The following is a 15,061-nucleotide window of genomic DNA, read 5'->3' on the forward strand; positions in this document are numbered from 1 at the left end:
ATTTTTTGTGTGCAGAGGATCCCTGGGGCACGCCCGGCTTGCGCCCCGGCCGCCCCTGGCCCCGCACAATAGGTGTCGCCGCCAAACGGCTTGACGCACAGCATGCCCCCGCCCGAGGGGCGCAGCTACCGGGAGGGACCATGACGAGCACAGACAGGAGCGCCAGACAGACGGGCGCGCCACCGGAGGGTGCTCCGCCCGGCGCCGCAGCCCCGGGCAGCAGCAGCGACGCTGCCCGCACCCCGCGCTCCTCTCAGCGCAGTCGCCGCAGGAACGGTACGCCCGGCGAGGGCAGTGGCGCTTGGCTGCTGGCCCTCTTTGCGCTGCCTTTTGCCAGCATGGGTATCGGCGTGCTGGTGCTGTCGGTGCTGCCCATGCTGTATGACTGGTCGCGCATGCAGCTGTGGCAGCCCGTGCCGGCGCAGGTGGTCTCTGCGGTGCTCGAAAAACGGCGCAGCAGCGGCTCGACCAGCCATGGCGTAGCGGTGGTGTACCGCTACGAGGTGGCGGGCACCCCCTACGAAGGTCGACGCGCTGCGCTCAGTGGTGCTTTTGACAACCTGGGAAGTTTCCAGCGGGATCTTGCACTGCGCCTGGCAATCGCGCAGAACAACGCCACGCCCGTGGCCGTGTGGGTCAACCCCGGGCGGCCCGCTGAATCGGTGGTGGACCGCAGCCTTCGCCCCGGCTTGCTGGCGCTGCAGGTGGGGTTTGTGGTGGCCTTTGGCGGGTTTGGTGTGGGTGCGCTTGTGTGGGCCTGGCGCCTGCGCCGCCGTGCAAAAGCGCCACCGGGTGTTCAGGCAGCGCAGGGCGATCAGCGCTGGATGGCCCATGCGGCGTGGTCGGGCAATCGCATCCGGTCGGACAAACGCTGGGAAGTGTGGGTGGCCTGGGGTTTTACCGCTGTCTGGTGCGGCCTCACGGTACCGGCGGCGCTTGCCGGCCTGCCGCGTGCATGGGCCGAGCGCACCCTGATCGAAGGCGGCGTGCTGGTGCTGATGTGCCTGGTAGGCGCCGGTCTGTTGACATGGGCGATCCGCGCCACGGCCGACGCATTGCGGCATGGGGATGTCCGGCTGGTGATGGACCCGTTTCCGGGCGGCATTGGCGCCGACGTGGGTGGTGCCATCGTGCTGCCCAGGGTGCGGTATGCACCGGAACTGAGCTTCCCGGTGGTGCTGCGTTGCGTCTACGCGTACCAGAACAGCTCTGGCACAGGCGAAAACGAGTCCCGCAGCCGCGAGGAGGTGGTCTGGCAATCCGAAGGCTACGCGCAGGTGCGACCTGCCATGCCGGGCGATGCCGGGGCGCCCGGTATGGTGGGCACGGGTGCAGAAACAGGGCGGGGCGTGCGCCTGGCATTCCGGTTTGAAGTCCCGGCAGGCCTTCCGGAATCCGGGCAGGCCGCGGGCAACAGCACCCATCGCTGGCAGTTGCTCGTTGACAGCGAAAGCCCCGCGCTCCAGTTCAGCCGCCGATTCGAGGTGCCTGTGTTTGCCACCGGTGCGCACACGGCGGCTGCGCTGCCCCACGCGGTGCACCATCCCCACATGCAGGCCAGGCGCGATGCAGCGATGGCCTCGGTGTATGCGCTGGAGCTTATTGCAGGCGGCGTAAGGATCTACCAGCCCTACGGCCGGATGTGGCGCTACCAGCTCTTCTGGATGGGCTTGGGGGCGGTATTTCTGGCGGTGAGCATTGCGTTGGGGCGCAGCGGAGAGTCCACCTTTTTCCGCTTCGCGTTTGGTGGCGCGGGCTGCACGATGGTGGTGTGGGCCCTGTACGCCATTGCCAACAGCCTGCGCGTGCAGCTGGACCGGCAGGGCCTGCACACCGAGCGCCGCCTGCTTGGCCTGATGATGGCCTGGCAGCGCATCCCCGCGGCAGAGATAGTGCGGCTGAGCCTGCGGGAGAGCTTTTCGGTGCAGGACAGCAAGCGCCGCACCACGTTCTACCGCTTGCAGGCCGAACTGCGAAACGGCAAGCGGGTGACGCTGGCCGACAGCCTCGAAGGCCGGTCAGGCGCCGATCGGCTTTTGGCGCGTGTGGTGGCTGAGACGGGCTACACCGGCGGGTCCTGACCGGGGTGCCCCGGCTTCAACCCGCGCGGCGAAACGTGAGGTTGATGCGGCAACCGCCGGTAAGCGGGTGAGAGCCCTCTGCCAGCGGCTGCACCCCATGGAAGTGCAGCCGCGCCGGGCCGCCCCATACCACCACGTCGCCGTGCAGCAGGGGAATGCGGCGAGCCCTGTCTGCGCGTGCCGCACCACCCCACAGGAAGCTGGCTGGCAACCCCAGCGACACGGAAACGATGGGGTGCGCCATATCTTGCTCGTCGCGGTCCTGGTGCAGCGACAGCCGGGAACCCGGCGTGTACCGGTTGACAAGGCAGGCATCGGGCGCAAAGGCGGCGTAGCCTGCTGCGGCTGCGGCATGGTGCGCCAGTTCGGCAAAACACGCGGGCATGGCCGGCCATGGCTGGCCGCCTTCGGGGTCCGTGGCGCTGTACCGGTAGCCGCTGCGGTCGCTCACCCAGCCCAGCGTGCCGCAGTTGGTCATGGCCACCGACATGCGCAGCCCCCCGGGCGTGACGAGATGCCGGAATGGTGCCCGCGCGTCAATGCCTGCTACCGCCTGCAAAAGTGCCTGGGCCCGGTCCTGGGCGAAGCCAGGCAAAACCACGGCACCCGGCTCCAGAACCAGCGGCGTTCTCGAGGGCTGCGATGGTTCGTCAAAAAGACTGGCGGTCATGGCCTGGATCATGCGCTACATCATCTTTCCGGAGGGCGGCCCCAGCGGTTTGAGCACGCCTTCGGGTGGCGAGGGCCATGGGTCGGGCCGACAGGCACTCAAACGCTTTCACGGCATTTTGCTATTACAAATATAGCAAATAGGGCAATCAATACAAGGGCTACGGGCCGAAACTACCCAAAATCAGGCGGTTGCAGCGCCCGCGGCCTGCGCTGGCCCGTGCCGCCCCAGCGCAGCGCGTCTTCGCCGGGTATGCCCAGCGGGTTGTGGGCCGGCTCGTTCAAAGGTGCCAGCAGGGCGTGCAGGTCGGCCTCGCTGAACTTGACCGCGCCTTCGGCATCGTGCCCCAGCACCCCCTGGGCCAGCGCGCCCTTGCGGGCCTGCAGCTCCAGCATGCGCTCCTCGATGCTGCCTTCCACCACGAGCTTGTACACAAACACCGGCTGGTCCTGCCCGATGCGGTGGGCGCGGGCAGTGGCCTGTTCTTCCACGGCCGGGTTCCACCAGGGGTCAAGGTGAATGACCGTGTCGGCCGCGGTGAGGTTCAGGCCCAGCCCACCGGCCTTGAGGCTGGCCAGCAGGATGGGTGCGCTGGCCTCGTCTTGCGCCTGAAATCTTTTGACGACGGCGCCGCGCTGGCGGGGCGGCGTCTGGCCCGTCAGGGTGAGGTAGGGCAGGGCGAGTGTGTCGAGCAGCTCCGCCGCCAGGCCCAGCATTTCGGTGAACTGCGAGAACACCAGCACGCGGCGGCCTTCATCGACCAGGGCGGGCAGCATATCGGCCAGCAACTCCAGCTTGGCGCGTTCCATCGTTTGCGCGGTTTTTGTCGTCCCCTTGACCAGGCGCGGGTCACAGCAGACCTGGCGCAGCTTGAGCAGGGCATCCAGGATGGTGATCTGCGCACCCTCAAAGCTCTGGCGCTCCAGCGCACGGCGCACCTGCTTGTCGGCGGTGGTGCGCACGGCCTCGTACAGCTCGCGCTGCTTGCCTTGCAACTGCACGCGCAGGAGGGTTTCGGTGCGGGGCGGCAGTTCGGTGGCCACGTCCTGCTTGCGGCGGCGCAGGATGAAGGGGCGCACGCGCTGTGACAGCAGCTGGGCCCGCAGCGTTTCGCCGTTTTCTTCAATGGGCTTGCGCCAGCGGGCGTTGAAGCTGCGCACGTCGCCCAGAAAGCCGGGCATCAAAAAGTCAAACTGCGCCCACAGCTCGCCCAGGTGGTTTTCCAGCGGCGTGCCCGTCAGGCACAGCAGGTGCGCGGCCTGAAGCGTGCGCAGGGCGCGGGCGCTGCGGCTACCGGCGTTCTTCACCATCTGGGCTTCGTCCAGTATCAGCAGGTGAAAGGGCTGCGCGGCCAGTGCATCCACATCGCGCCACAGCAGCGGGTAGGTGGTCAGCACCAGGTCGTGGTCGGCCATTTGCAGATAGCGTTGCCCCCGATTGGCGCCATGCAGCGCCAGCACGCGCAGACCGGGGGCCATGCGGGCGGCCTCGGCCTGCCAGTTGAAGAGCAGCGAGGTGGGCAGCACGACCAGGGCAGGGCGGGTCAGGCGCCCAGCTTCCTTTTCGGCCAGCACATGGGCCAGCGCCTGCGCGGTTTTGCCCAGCCCCATGTCGTCGGCCAATATGCCGCCCAACCCTTGGGCACGCAGGTATTGCAGCCAGGCCAGGCCTTCAAGCTGGTACGGCCGCAGTTGCACCTGCAGGCCCTGCGGCGCGGCTACGGGCTGAGGCGTGCCGATGCGGCGCAGGCGCTGCGCCAGCTGGTTCAGGCCTGCGTCGCCCTGCAGCTGCCAGTCGTTGTTCCAGCCGCTCACGGTGCCCACGCGGTGCACCTGCACCAGCCCGGCACGCAGGGCTTCGATGCGGCGGGCCTCCCACGCGCCCAGGCGCAGCGGGTCGCCGTCCTTGCGCTGGTTTCGGGTGGGGTCTGTCAGCAGGTCCACCATCGCGCCCACAATGGCCTTGAGCGGCCCGGCGGGCGCATCGATGCGTTTGCCGCCCGGGGCACGCAGCGAAATCACCGCGATGTCGTCGATGGCCGCCATTTGCTGCGCATTGAGCCAGCGCACGTCGCGGCGCAGCAGGTCGGCCAGCATTGGGGCCAGGTCCAGCGTCTCGCCGTCAATTTCAATACCCAGAGTCAGCAGCCAGGCGCCTTCGCGCTCTGGCAGCTGCAGCTTTTGTACCGGGCGCTGGCGATCACCCAGTGGGCCGTCCACTTCCTTGCCCAGCACCTCGCCGGTGTCGGGCGCGATGATCAGCTTCCAGCGCTGCACGGGCACGCTTTCGTGGGCAAAGCCGGGGCGTGCCACCACGCTCCACCCCTCCGCGCGCAGCCGGGGGATCTGCTCTGCCCAGAAGTCGCCGAAGTGCGCCTCTTGCGGCAGTGTCCACACGGGCCCCAGCGTGGCGGCCGCCGCGCGGTGGCGCCATTGCAGCTTGGTCGCATCGACCGGGACCAGGCCCAGATCCCACACACGGTCCATGGCGTCGGCTTCGGCGGCCAGGTTGCGCTGCATGCGCACCAAGGGCCCGCCGGTGTCAAACAGTTCCTGCACGGCTGCCGGACGGGCGTTGAGGATGGACGTCGGCGCAGGCGTGTCCCAGGTCGCTCCCTCGTCGGTGCGGTAGGTCCAGTCGATCTGTACCAGCGTGACGCTGTCGCCCCGCGGCCCCAGCTTGCCTTGGGGCTGCAGGCCCAAAAGGCCGTCGCCCCGGCCCAGGGTCATGAGCGTGATGCGCGGGCGGAAGTGGCCAGGACAAGGCCGCTGTTGGTCAGCGTATTCGGCTGCAATGGTTTCAGGAGAAGCGCTTTCGACACGGGTGCCTGTGCCGGGCGGTGGGGTGCTGTCCGCATCGTCCCGCAGCTGTGCCATCACGCGGGCGGCTTCGGCATCGGTCAGTGGTGCCAGCGCCTGCAAGGTAGCCGACCCGGCCTGCGTGCGCAGGGCATGTACCCACGCCTTCACCACGGCCACGCGGTCAGACGGGAGCGGTGCAGGTGGGGCGGGCGGGGCGCCGGGTGGTGGCATAGGCCAACGATTGTGCCCGCGGCAGCCAGGCGCTTGCTGCGCGGTGCCGAGCCCGGTCCGGCGGTGGACCGGACCTGGAACTCAGAACTCCCAGGCCACGCCCACCTGGCTGAACGTGCGCCCATTGCCACGGCCCACGGCTGCCGATGCCTTGAGGCCGTCGGCAATGGCGTAGCGCACGCCCACTGCCTTGTCTGGCCGTGAGCGCTGCTCACCGTACACCTCGGCGGTGAGCTGCCACTGGTCGGCCAGCGGAATCTCGTAGCCCGCCGCCCAGGTGGCCGCACGCTGGCGCACGCCTTGCACCTTGACGGTTTTATGGCCCGCGTTGAGATGCAGTACCTGTGCGTTGGCGAGCCGGTAGCTGGCCAGCGCGGTGACGGCGAATTCGCGCTCCGTAAAGCGGTCGGGGGTGGCGTTGTCGCGTACGCGCGTGTTCCCTACGTCCAGCCGGGCGCCAACGGACCAGCCCGCGTCGTTCTGCAAGGGCACCCATTTCAGTCCCCAGCCCACGGCGTTGAGGCGCGATGACGGGCTCATGGATCTGTCCCTGCCGTGGGCCAGCGCCACTTCGGCCTCCAGATGGCGCGCAATTCCTGCGCCAAAGATCAGCTCGGCGCGACGGAGCTTGTCATCGCGGCTGATGACGCCTTCGATCTTCATGCTGCCCTGACTCAGCGTACCGGCGTCGTCGGTGTGCATGGGCGCCTCTGCACGGGCCTGAAGCGTTGCGGCCGTGCCGCACAGTGCAAGGCAAAGCGTCGCAACCTGCGCAGCGTGCGTGGGGCCAGGGGTGCCTTGCATGGATGTCCTCCGTTGGTGTCAAAGGATTGTGAATGCTTCCAGTTGTAACGGCACGCTGCCTGCTCGGAGGTGTTGCGGCCGCGCCATGCCTGAGTCGCCGTCCTGTTTGCCTCCTGACTGGGTTCAGCCTTGCTGTCCCAGCACTCGCGCGAAGAGCTCGTTGCGAAAGTGGATGCCCATGCGCGCGAAAGCGCGGTTACGGTAAGTTTTGACGGTGGGTACGCCCACGCCCAGATCACTAGCAATGCCCTCGTGCGTCATGCCTTGCAGCAGGCGTGCGCACACGTCGAGTTCGCGTTCCGTCAGGTCGTGCTGCGTGCGCAGCAGGCGCTCGCGCAGTTCGGGGAGATAACTGGGCAGTGTCTGGCCCCGGGCGGGCAGCGGCGGGTGGGCGCTGGCCGCTGCACGGGCCCCGGCCAAGGGATGCGCCAGCGCAATGTGCTTGCGGGCCAGTGCCAGCAAAACAGGGGCTACCTCTTCAAAACCGCAGATGTCGCTGTCGCGAAACGCCCGCTGGTGCTGGTGGCGGTAGAAGTTGACGGCAAAGACAGAGCCATCGTCTTCGTAATCCGCCACCGAAACCCGCTCGGCCACGCCGTGGGCCTCGTACACGCGTGCGCGGTGTTCGCCCTCGACCTCGTGAGCGGTCACGTGGCACAGCTGCGTAAGAGGCTGGGTGGGCGCCTCATCAAACGTGCGGCCCCAGGTGCGGTCCTTGCGGTAGGGGCCCGAAAGGTAGGCCCACCAGCAGTCCTGGGTGGTGTCGGGCACGCCATGGCTGGCCGACATGAAAAGGGTGGGCTTGCAGCGCTGGCCCGTGCGGTACACCGACCACGACGCAGCGGGCAGCACGGGGGCCAGGTCCTGCAGCAGGCCGCCCGCAAACCCGGGCTCCCCCAGACGCAGCACCATGCTTGCCAGCGCCTGCCCGGCGCGGCCCGCAGCGGCGCCGGCCTGCGCCGACGCAGGTGTGCACGAGGGCTGCCATTGCCTCATCGCGACTGCCTCGTACGCAGGGGAGCCGGCAGCGGACGGCCCCACATCAAGCCGCAGTGGATCGGGACGCCCCGCGAGGCGCACCACGCAGCCATGGCGAGTGCGGGCGCTGCGAGCTTGTGGGCGTACTCCGAAATGATTCTCATGGACTTGTCATCCTCTGGGATGACAGGCCCCGGAGACAACCGGATTTACGCTAGTTTCATAACTATTTTTCAACGCATTTCGCCATGCCCGACCTGTCATCCCTGCCCGAACCCGGGCTCCGCTTCTTTGCCGACCTGCGTGTACAGGTCGGGCCACCGCAAGAGGTGGGCCACACGGTGCATGGCCTGCGGCGGCTGATACCCATCACCGGCGGCACCGCAGCAGGCAACGGCTGGAGCGCCCGCGTGCTGCCCGGCGGCGCAGACTTTCAGCTCATCGTGAGTGACCGGCTCTCGGAGCTGGATGCCCGTTATGTGCTTGAAACCGATGGCGGCGATTTCATCTACGTGCAGAACCGGGCAGTACGGTCCGGCCCGCCGGAGCTGATTGCACGGCTTGTGCGCGGCGAGCCTGTGGACCCGGCGCAGATCTATTTCCGATGCTCGCCCAGCTTCGAGACAGCCTCTGCCAGCCTGGGCTGGATCGCCGAGCGCATGTTCGTAGGCTCGGGCGCCCGCTATCCCGACGCCGTAGCGATGCGGTTTTTTGAGCTGGCCTGATGGCCCTGCCTTGCCCGAGTCCCCAGAGCCTGTGTTCAGGCAGCACCTTTTCCATCCATCCCCATAAAAATCACACGGAGACAACCATGAACCAAGCTTCCTCCCCTCGCGGCCGCCGGGCATTGCTGGCTGCGGCCATTGCCGCCACCCTCACCATTCCCTTCGCAGGCGCTAACGCACAAACCCCAACCGGTGCCGCTGCGTACCCGTCCAAACCCGTGCGCATCATCGTGGGCTTTGCAGCCGGCACGGGGCCCGACATCGTGGCGCGGCTGCTGGCACAAAAACTGTCTGAGGGCTGGGGCAACCAGGGCGTGATCGTGGACAACAAGCCCGGCGCTGGCGGCCTGATCGCTGCCGGCGAGGCGGCGCGCGCAACGGCCGACGGCTACACCCTCATGCTGGGCGAAACAGGCCAGCTGAGCATTGCCCCGAGCAGCTACAACAAGCTTCCGTACGACCCGGCCAAGGACTTTGTGCCGGTGAGCCAGGTGGTCACGTCAGACTTCGCCCTGCTCATCAACCCGCAAAAGGTGCCTTCGCGCAACGTCAAGGACTTCGTCAGCTGGACCCAGCAACAAAAGGGCCTGTTCCTGGCCACCTTTGGCGCGGGCACGCCCGGGCACTTTGGTGCCTTTATGTTTGGAGATGCCGTCAAGCTCAAACCCGAACCCGTGCACTACCGGAGCACCGCGGACGCCCTGGGTGGTTTGTTCAGCGGAGATGTGCAGGGCGTCTTCGCCAGCGTCGGGCTGGCCGCTCCGCAGGTGAAGTCCGGCAAGCTGCTGGCCCTGGGCACCACCGGCGCCACCCGCACCAATGCACTGCCCGAGGTACCCACCATCAAGGAGCAGGGTTACGCCAATCTGGAGTTTTCGTCGTGGTTCGGCATCGTTGCGCCAGCCAACACGCCTGCACCCATCGTGGCCAAACTCAGTGCCGACATCATGAGGGCGGTGCAGTCGCCCGATGGCAAGGCAAAGCTGGAAGAGGCGGGGTTCAAGGTGACAGGCACCAGCGCGGCTGACTTTGGGCGCATCATCGCGGCTGACACAGTCACCTGGGGCAAGGCGGTGGCGGCAACCGGGTTCAAGGCGGACTGACAACCCATCCGCGACCCGGGGCATCGTTCAGCCCTTGTTTGTGATCAGGCTGAACATGCCGGCCAGCAGCATGGCCCCCGCCGCGCTGGCGATCCACCCACTGGCCTCCCCTGGGTCGTACCAGCCCGTCGCCAGTCCGAGGTACGTGGCCAGGAAGGCACCGGTAATCCCCAGCAGGCCCATCATCACCCAGCCCAGGGTGTCTGCGCCAGGTTTCAGTACCCTGGCGAGAACCCCCACCAACAGCCCAACCAGCAGGGTTCCGCTCAGGGACAGCATGTTTGTTTACCTCGTTTTGACGATATGAATGGTCGTGTCCAGCCCACTCTACGAAGCGCGGGTGGGGGGGCCATGTCGGACAAGGGGCAGTCCGTGCGTCCCGCAGCGGTGAGGCGTGGCCGGGAACCCATCGCATTTCTCTGACAGGGCCGCGGGGCGCCAGCCTGCCCGCATGCGCAGGGCAGACCGGTACATTGAGGGCCACAGGTTGTCGCATTGGCGGCCGCCTGACCATTGAAAGGGCCTCTCGTGAATCACCTGGATCTGTCCCGCCGCTCCGGACGTACTCCGCGACAGTGGTGGGTTGCTGTTGTGCTTGCATCCCTTGTCACAGCGCTGCCGGCGTTTGCGCAGGGCGACGAGGCATCCCTGGAACGCGGCGCCAGGCCGGATACCACGCCGCAACAGCGCTATCAGACCGCCATCCGCGAGGCGGGAGGCGGGCTCAAGGTGAGCCTTGAGGAGTGCCGCGCCATGGCGGCGGAGCGCAAGGGCTGCGAGTCCACAGCCCGAGCACGTTACAAGGCCGACATGGACGCAGCCGGTGCCATGCTGCGCAACCCCGACGCCCGCCCGGTCAACATCGTGGGCGAACCCGTGCGGGGCACCGAGACGACCTATGTCATCAAGCCCTGAACCCCTCATAGCATCCGCCGGGCACAAAAAAGCCGCCCCGAAGGCGGCCTGGATTTGCAGGGAGGGCGAGCCTACCTCGCTGCGGGGACGTCCACATCGGTACCGACGCGCCGTGCGCCGTTGAAGCGCTTGGCCCAGTAGGCGGTGGCCATGTCCTCCACGCGCACCTGTGCGCCGCTGCGGGGCGAATGGATGAACTTCCCGTCGCCCACATAGATCCCGACGTGGCTGAAGTTGCGGCGCATGGTGTTGAAGAACACCAGGTCGCCCGGCTGCAGATCCTTGCGGTCGATGACCTCCGTGGCGGCGGCCTGCTGGTCTGCACGGCGTGGAAGCAGGAGGCCGACAGTCTGTTCGTAGATCGCACGCACGAAGCCGCTGCAGTCAAAGCCGGTTTCGGCGCTATTGCCGCCGCGCTTGTAGGGCACGCCCAGGAAACCCATGGCATTGACGACCAGACCGGTAGTGCGGTCTGCCACCGCTTGGCTCACGCCTTCGAGGCGGCTGAGCAGGCCCTTGTCGGCCAGCAGGCGGTCCATTTCGTCCGGCGGTGCTGCCTGGGGGGCAGCCTGGGCTGCACAGGAGCAGGCCAGTAGGAGGGCACATAACCATTTAGACATGGGGGCGAAGGGTATCACGCTCAGCCGTGGGTCCCTTCAGAATGGGCGACCCGGTTGACTGGTATCAAAACGTAGCCTGTGAGCACCGCTGCCGCAGCCCCGATGATGGCCGGGTGCTGCGGCATCGGGCCGCCCACCATGTACCACCGCTTTGCAGAGGAAGACCCACCGATGCCACTGAGTTCACGTTCGGCAGCATGGCCTGCCACCCATGTCAGCGCGCTCATGCTGGCGCTTGCGGTCGGCAGCGGGCCTGCCGCAGCGCAGGTTGCGCCCGCCGGCGTTTCGCTCCAGACGGTAGCCGCCGGCCTTGCCAACCCGTGGGCAGTGGCTTTTTTGCCGGGAGGCCAGTTTCTGGTCACCGAGCGGCCGGGCGGCCTGCGCGTGGTGGATGCCGCTGGCAAGGTGAGTGCCCCGGTGGCAGGAGTGCCGCGCGTGGCGGCGGGGGGGCAGGGCGGTCTGCTGGATGTGATGACGGACGCCCGGTTTGAGACCAACCGGCGCATCTTCTTCTGCTTTTCCGAACCTGCTGGCGCAGGCGCGTCGGGTAGCAGCACTGCGCTGGCCCGCGCCACGCTGTCGGCAGATGCGCGCAGCCTGCAGGACGTGCAGGTCATCTTCAGCCAACGGCCCAAGGTGGAGAGTTCCCTGCACTTCGGCTGCCGCATCGTCCAGTCGGCCGACGGCAACCTGTGGCTGACCCTGGGCGAGCGCTACCACCGCAAGGACGACGCCCAAAAGCTCGACAACCACCACGGCAAGATCGTGCGCATCACGCCCGACGGCGCACCAGTGGCCGACAACCCCTATGCAAAACAGGCCGGGGCGCTCCCCGAAATTTGGAGCCACGGCCACCGCAACCCGCAGGGCGCGACGCTAGGACCGGACGGCAAGCTGTGGATGCACGAGCACGGCCCGCAGGGCGGCGACGAGATCAACGTGCCGCAGCCAGGCCGCAACTACGGCTGGCCCGTGATCACCTACGGCGAGAACTACGGCGGCGGAAAGATGGGGGAGGGCACCGCCAAAGCGGGCATGGAGCAGCCGCTGCACTACTGGGTGCCGTCGATTGCACCCTCAGGCATGGCATTCGTCACCAGCGACCGCTACGGCAGCGCCTGGCAGGGCAGCCTGCTGGTGGGATCGCTCAAGTTTGGCACCCTGCACCGGCTGGAGCTGAATGCCGGCAAGGTCGTGCGCGAGCAGAAATTGCTGGAAGGCAACGGCGGGCGCATCCGCGATGTGCGGCAGGGGCCGGACGGATTCATCTACCTACTGACCGACAGCCGTGACGGCAAGTTGCTGCGGTTGCAGCCGGGTAACTGAAAAAACAGGGCCGAAGCCGCCGCAATGGCGGGCCGCCAAAAGCGGCGTTACCCGCCGGCTTGACGCAAGTCAAAGTAGCCCGGCAAAGGCAAGCCGGACTAGCTGTACTGGCCCGGTTGCCCCGCAAGCCGGGCCCTGTTTGGATGTAGTCTTCATCCATGCCTGCTGACCTCACCCTCACCCCGGCGCTGTCATCCCTCGCCAACCCGGCGCCTGCCAGCCCCGAGCCGCATTCGGCCCTGGCCGTGCGTCGGGTGGCGATCGACACCTGGCGCGAGAACGTGGCCTACCTGCACCGCGACTGTGCGGTGTACCGGGCCGAGGGGTTCCAGGCGCTTTCCAAGATCGAGGTGCGTGCCAACGGCCGGCGCATCCTGGCCACGCTGAACGTGGTGGATGACCTCGCCATCGTGGGCTGCAATGAGCTGGGCCTGTCGGAAGACGCATTTGCCCAGCTGGGGGTGGCAAGCGGCCACACTGTGTCGGTGGCGCAGGCCGAGCCGCCAGAGTCGATGGGGGCGCTGTTTCGCAAGCTGGCCAGCGAGCGGCTGACGCGTGAGGATTTTGGCGCCATCGTGCGCGACATTGCCGACCACCGCTATTCCAAGATCGAGCTGACCGCCTTCGTGGTGGCCTGCCACCGCAACGAGCTCGACCGCGAGGAGGTGTTCTTTCTGACCGATGCCATGGTGGCCACCGGTCGGCGGCTGGACTGGCACGAGCCGCTGGTGGTCGACAAGCACTGCATCGGCGGCATACCGGGCAACCGCACCACCATGCTGGTGGTGCCCATCGTGGCCGCACACGGCATGCTGTGCCCCAAGACATCGTCGCGCGCCATTACCTCGCCCGCCGGAACGGCCGACACCATGGAGGTCCTGGCGCATGTGGAGCTGCCGTTTGACCAGCTGGGCGACATCGTGCGCGAGCACCGCGGCTGCCTGGCCTGGGGCGGCACGGCTAACTTGTCGCCGGCGGATGATGTGCTGATCTCGGTGGAGCGACCACTGTCGATCGACTCGGCCGGGCAGATGGTGGCGTCCATCCTGTCAAAAAAGGTGGCGGCTGGGGCCACGCACCTGGTGCTCGACATTCCCATCGGCCCCACGGCCAAGGTGCGGTCGATGCCGGAGGCTCAGCGGCTGCGCCGGCTGTTTGAATACGTGGCGCGGCGCATGGGGCTGTCGCTGGATGTGGTCATTACCGATGGCCGCCAGCCGGTGGGCAACGGCGTGGGCCCGGTGCTGGAGGCGCGCGACGTGATGCGGGTGCTGCAAAACGACCCGCGCGCGCCCGACGACCTGCGCCAGAAGTCGCTACGGCTGGCTGGCCGCCTGATTGAGTGCGACCCGGACGTGCGTGGTGGCGATGGCTACGCGATTGCGCGCGACATTCTCGATTCGGGCCGGGCCCTCGCCCGCATGAACGCCATCATTGCTGCGCAGGGCAGCAAGGGGTTTGACCACAACCACCCGGCGCTGGGCGCGCTCACGCTGGATGTGGTGGCACCCGCCGCAGGCGTGGTGGCTGGCATCGACAACTACCAGATCGCCCGCGTGGCCCGGCTGGCAGGCGCCCCCAAGGTGCTGGGCGCGGGGGTGGATGTGCTGTGCAAGCTGGGCGCTACGGTGTCCGCCGGGCAGGTGCTGTACCGCGTGCATGCCAGCTACCCGGCCGACCTGGAGTTTGCACGGCAGGCCTGCCTGCGCGATACCGGCTACACCATTGGCACTGCGGCCGACGTGCCCAGTGTGTTCGTTGAATTCTGAACGGCGATGGGCCGTCGGCACTCGCACCGAGACACACACACCAGCATGACCCCCGCCACGCCCATGCCTGACAACGCCTCGCTGCTGTACTTCGCAGACGAGGAAGCCGCCGCCCTGCGGCTGGCGCACGCCGCGGGCCTGCCCGCCCACGCCATCGAACGCCACCGGTTCCCCGACGGCGAGCTGCGGCTGCGCCTGCCGCTGGACGCGCAGGGTGCACTGCCGGCCCGTGTGGTGCTGCTGCGCAGCCTGCACCAGCCCAACGAGAAGCTGGTGGAGCTGCTGCTGGCCGCCCGCACGGCGCGCGGGCTGGGCGCGCGCCACCTCACGCTGGTGGCGCCCTACCTCGCCTACATGCGGCAAGACATGGCGTTTGAGCCGGGCCAGGTGGTCAGCCAGCATGTGGTGGGCGGCTTTCTGGCCAGCCTGTTCGATGCTGTGGTCACGGTCGACCCGCACCTGCACAGGGTGGCCACGCTACAGCAGGCCGTGCCCGTGCCGCAGGCCGTGGTGCTCAGCGGTGCCCAGCCACTCGCCGACCTGATTGCCAAGCGCCGCCCGGGTGCCCTGCTGGTGGGGCCCGACGGCGAATCGGCCCAGTGGATCGCACAGGCCGCCGCGCGGCACGGCTTTGACCACGCCGTGTGCACCAAGGTGCGCCGCGGCGATAGGGACGTGACCATCGAGCTGCCTGCGCTCGACGCCCGCGGCCGCGCCGTGGTGCTGCTGGACGACATGGCCAGCACCGGCCGCACGCTGGCCCTGGCCGCGCAGCTGCTGCGGGAGGCCGGTGCGGCGTCCGTCGATGTGGCGGTGACGCACGCCCTGTTTGCGGGCGACGCGTTGCAGTCGCTGCACGACGCGGGCGTGGGCGAGGTCTGGAGTACCGACTGCATCCCGCACGCCAGCAACGCCGTGCCCATGGCCGCCGTCCTGGGCGAGGCGGTACGGGGTGTGCTCCAAACGGCAGGATGACCAGCTGAGGGGCTGCGACAATCCACGTTCGCTCAGGCGTGCCCCACGCTACCGCCCCCACAA

13 protein-coding genes are annotated in these 15,061 nt (G+C 67.9%); 7 read left to right on the plus strand and 6 right to left on the minus strand.

Annotated elements, in window-relative coordinates; translation table 11 throughout:
• Window positions 1-140: 140 nt before the first annotated feature.
• Entirely contained in the window at window positions 141-2,081 is a 1,941-nt protein-coding gene (locus ACTPOI_RS20075; RefSeq protein ID WP_440112000.1) for a DUF3592 domain-containing protein, read from the plus strand.
• A gap of 16 nt (window positions 2,082-2,097) precedes the next feature.
• Here the strand turns inward: ACTPOI_RS20075 and alkB are convergent, their stop codons facing one another.
• The 4 genes from alkB to ACTPOI_RS20095 form a co-directional block, all read right to left on the minus strand.
• Window positions 2,098-2,751 carry a DNA oxidative demethylase AlkB gene (gene alkB / locus ACTPOI_RS20080; protein ID WP_440112003.1) on the minus strand — a complete coding sequence of 218 codons (654 nt, stop codon included), beginning with the start codon at window positions 2,749-2,751 and terminating at the stop codon, window positions 2,098-2,100.
• A gap of 173 nt (window positions 2,752-2,924) precedes the next feature.
• A complete protein-coding gene (locus ACTPOI_RS20085) occupies window positions 2,925-5,783 on the minus strand; it encodes a DEAD/DEAH box helicase (RefSeq protein ID WP_440112006.1) in 2,859 nt (952 codons plus the stop codon).
• A gap of 81 nt (window positions 5,784-5,864) precedes the next feature.
• Window positions 5,865-6,587 (minus strand): hypothetical protein, encoded by a 723-nt coding sequence (locus ACTPOI_RS20090; protein WP_440112008.1) that lies wholly within the window; start codon window positions 6,585-6,587, stop codon window positions 5,865-5,867.
• A 123-nt stretch (window positions 6,588-6,710) separates the two neighbouring features.
• On the minus strand, window positions 6,711-7,583 hold the full coding sequence (locus ACTPOI_RS20095; RefSeq protein WP_440112010.1) for a helix-turn-helix transcriptional regulator: 873 nt from the start codon (window positions 7,581-7,583) through the stop codon (window positions 6,711-6,713).
• Between the two features lie 230 nt (window positions 7,584-7,813).
• On the opposite strand from ACTPOI_RS20095, the gene ACTPOI_RS20100 reads away from it, so the two are divergent.
• Window positions 7,814-8,290 (plus strand): DUF3237 domain-containing protein, encoded by a 477-nt coding sequence (locus ACTPOI_RS20100; protein WP_440112012.1) that lies wholly within the window; start codon window positions 7,814-7,816, stop codon window positions 8,288-8,290.
• Between the two features lie 86 nt (window positions 8,291-8,376).
• Window positions 8,377-9,393 carry a Bug family tripartite tricarboxylate transporter substrate binding protein gene (locus ACTPOI_RS20105; protein ID WP_440112015.1) on the plus strand — a complete coding sequence of 339 codons (1,017 nt, stop codon included), beginning with the start codon at window positions 8,377-8,379 and terminating at the stop codon, window positions 9,391-9,393.
• A 27-nt stretch (window positions 9,394-9,420) separates the two neighbouring features.
• On the opposite strand, the gene ACTPOI_RS20110 is transcribed toward ACTPOI_RS20105, so the two are convergent.
• Window positions 9,421-9,672: a GlsB/YeaQ/YmgE family stress response membrane protein gene (locus ACTPOI_RS20110; RefSeq protein ID WP_440112017.1), complete on the minus strand. Its 252-nt coding sequence runs from the start codon at window positions 9,670-9,672 to the stop codon at window positions 9,421-9,423.
• 312 nt (window positions 9,673-9,984) lie between these two features.
• On the opposite strand from ACTPOI_RS20110, the gene ACTPOI_RS20115 reads away from it, so the two are divergent.
• Window positions 9,985-10,308 (plus strand): hypothetical protein, encoded by a 324-nt coding sequence (locus ACTPOI_RS20115; protein ID WP_440112019.1) that lies wholly within the window; start codon window positions 9,985-9,987, stop codon window positions 10,306-10,308.
• Window positions 10,309-10,379: 71 nt separating this feature from the next.
• On the opposite strand, the gene ACTPOI_RS20120 is transcribed toward ACTPOI_RS20115, so the two are convergent.
• The gene (locus tag ACTPOI_RS20120) at window positions 10,380-10,928 is read right to left on the minus strand and encodes a C40 family peptidase (protein WP_440112021.1); all 549 of its coding nucleotides are present in this window, start codon (window positions 10,926-10,928) and stop codon (window positions 10,380-10,382) included.
• A 225-nt stretch (window positions 10,929-11,153) separates the two neighbouring features.
• On the opposite strand from ACTPOI_RS20120, the gene ACTPOI_RS20125 reads away from it, so the two are divergent.
• The 3 genes from ACTPOI_RS20125 to ACTPOI_RS20135 all read left to right on the plus strand — a co-directional run bounded on the left by ACTPOI_RS20125 (window position 11,154) and on the right by ACTPOI_RS20135 (window position 14,998).
• Window positions 11,154-12,254, plus strand: a complete 1,101-nt coding sequence (locus tag ACTPOI_RS20125) for a PQQ-dependent sugar dehydrogenase (RefSeq protein ID WP_440112707.1) — start codon at window positions 11,154-11,156, stop codon at window positions 12,252-12,254.
• Between the two features lie 239 nt (window positions 12,255-12,493).
• Window positions 12,494-14,023, plus strand: a complete 1,530-nt coding sequence (locus tag ACTPOI_RS20130) for a thymidine phosphorylase family protein (protein ID WP_440112709.1) — start codon at window positions 12,494-12,496, stop codon at window positions 14,021-14,023.
• A 45-nt stretch (window positions 14,024-14,068) separates the two neighbouring features.
• The gene (locus ACTPOI_RS20135; RefSeq protein ID WP_440112024.1) at window positions 14,069-14,998 is read left to right on the plus strand and encodes a ribose-phosphate diphosphokinase; all 930 of its coding nucleotides are present in this window, start codon (window positions 14,069-14,071) and stop codon (window positions 14,996-14,998) included.
• Window positions 14,999-15,061 lie beyond the last annotated feature (63 nt).

Source organism: Acidovorax sp. BL-A-41-H1 (genome assembly GCF_051942715.1).

What these genes read in the sequence shown, in the direction of transcription:
- ACTPOI_RS20075 (WP_440112000.1), top strand. Translation starts at nt 141, where the DNA reads ATGACGAGCACAGACAGGAGCGCCAGACAGACGGGCGCGCCACCGGAG.
- alkB (WP_440112003.1), bottom strand. Translation starts at nt 2,751, where the DNA reads ATGACCGCCAGTCTTTTTGACGAACCATCGCAGCCCTCGAGAACGCCG.
- ACTPOI_RS20085 (WP_440112006.1), bottom strand. Translation starts at nt 5,783, where the DNA reads ATGCCACCACCCGGCGCCCCGCCCGCCCCACCTGCACCGCTCCCGTCT.
- ACTPOI_RS20090 (WP_440112008.1), bottom strand. Translation starts at nt 6,587, where the DNA reads ATGCAAGGCACCCCTGGCCCCACGCACGCTGCGCAGGTTGCGACGCTT.
- ACTPOI_RS20095 (WP_440112010.1), bottom strand. Translation starts at nt 7,583, where the DNA reads ATGAGGCAATGGCAGCCCTCGTGCACACCTGCGTCGGCGCAGGCCGGC.
- ACTPOI_RS20100 (WP_440112012.1), top strand. Translation starts at nt 7,814, where the DNA reads ATGCCCGACCTGTCATCCCTGCCCGAACCCGGGCTCCGCTTCTTTGCC.
- ACTPOI_RS20105 (WP_440112015.1), top strand. Translation starts at nt 8,377, where the DNA reads ATGAACCAAGCTTCCTCCCCTCGCGGCCGCCGGGCATTGCTGGCTGCG.
- ACTPOI_RS20110 (WP_440112017.1), bottom strand. Translation starts at nt 9,672, where the DNA reads ATGCTGTCCCTGAGCGGAACCCTGCTGGTTGGGCTGTTGGTGGGGGTT.
- ACTPOI_RS20120 (WP_440112021.1), bottom strand. Translation starts at nt 10,928, where the DNA reads ATGTCTAAATGGTTATGTGCCCTCCTACTGGCCTGCTCCTGTGCAGCC.
- ACTPOI_RS20125 (WP_440112707.1), top strand. Translation starts at nt 11,154, where the DNA reads ATGCTGGCGCTTGCGGTCGGCAGCGGGCCTGCCGCAGCGCAGGTTGCG.
- ACTPOI_RS20135 (WP_440112024.1), top strand. Translation starts at nt 14,069, where the DNA reads ATGACCCCCGCCACGCCCATGCCTGACAACGCCTCGCTGCTGTACTTC.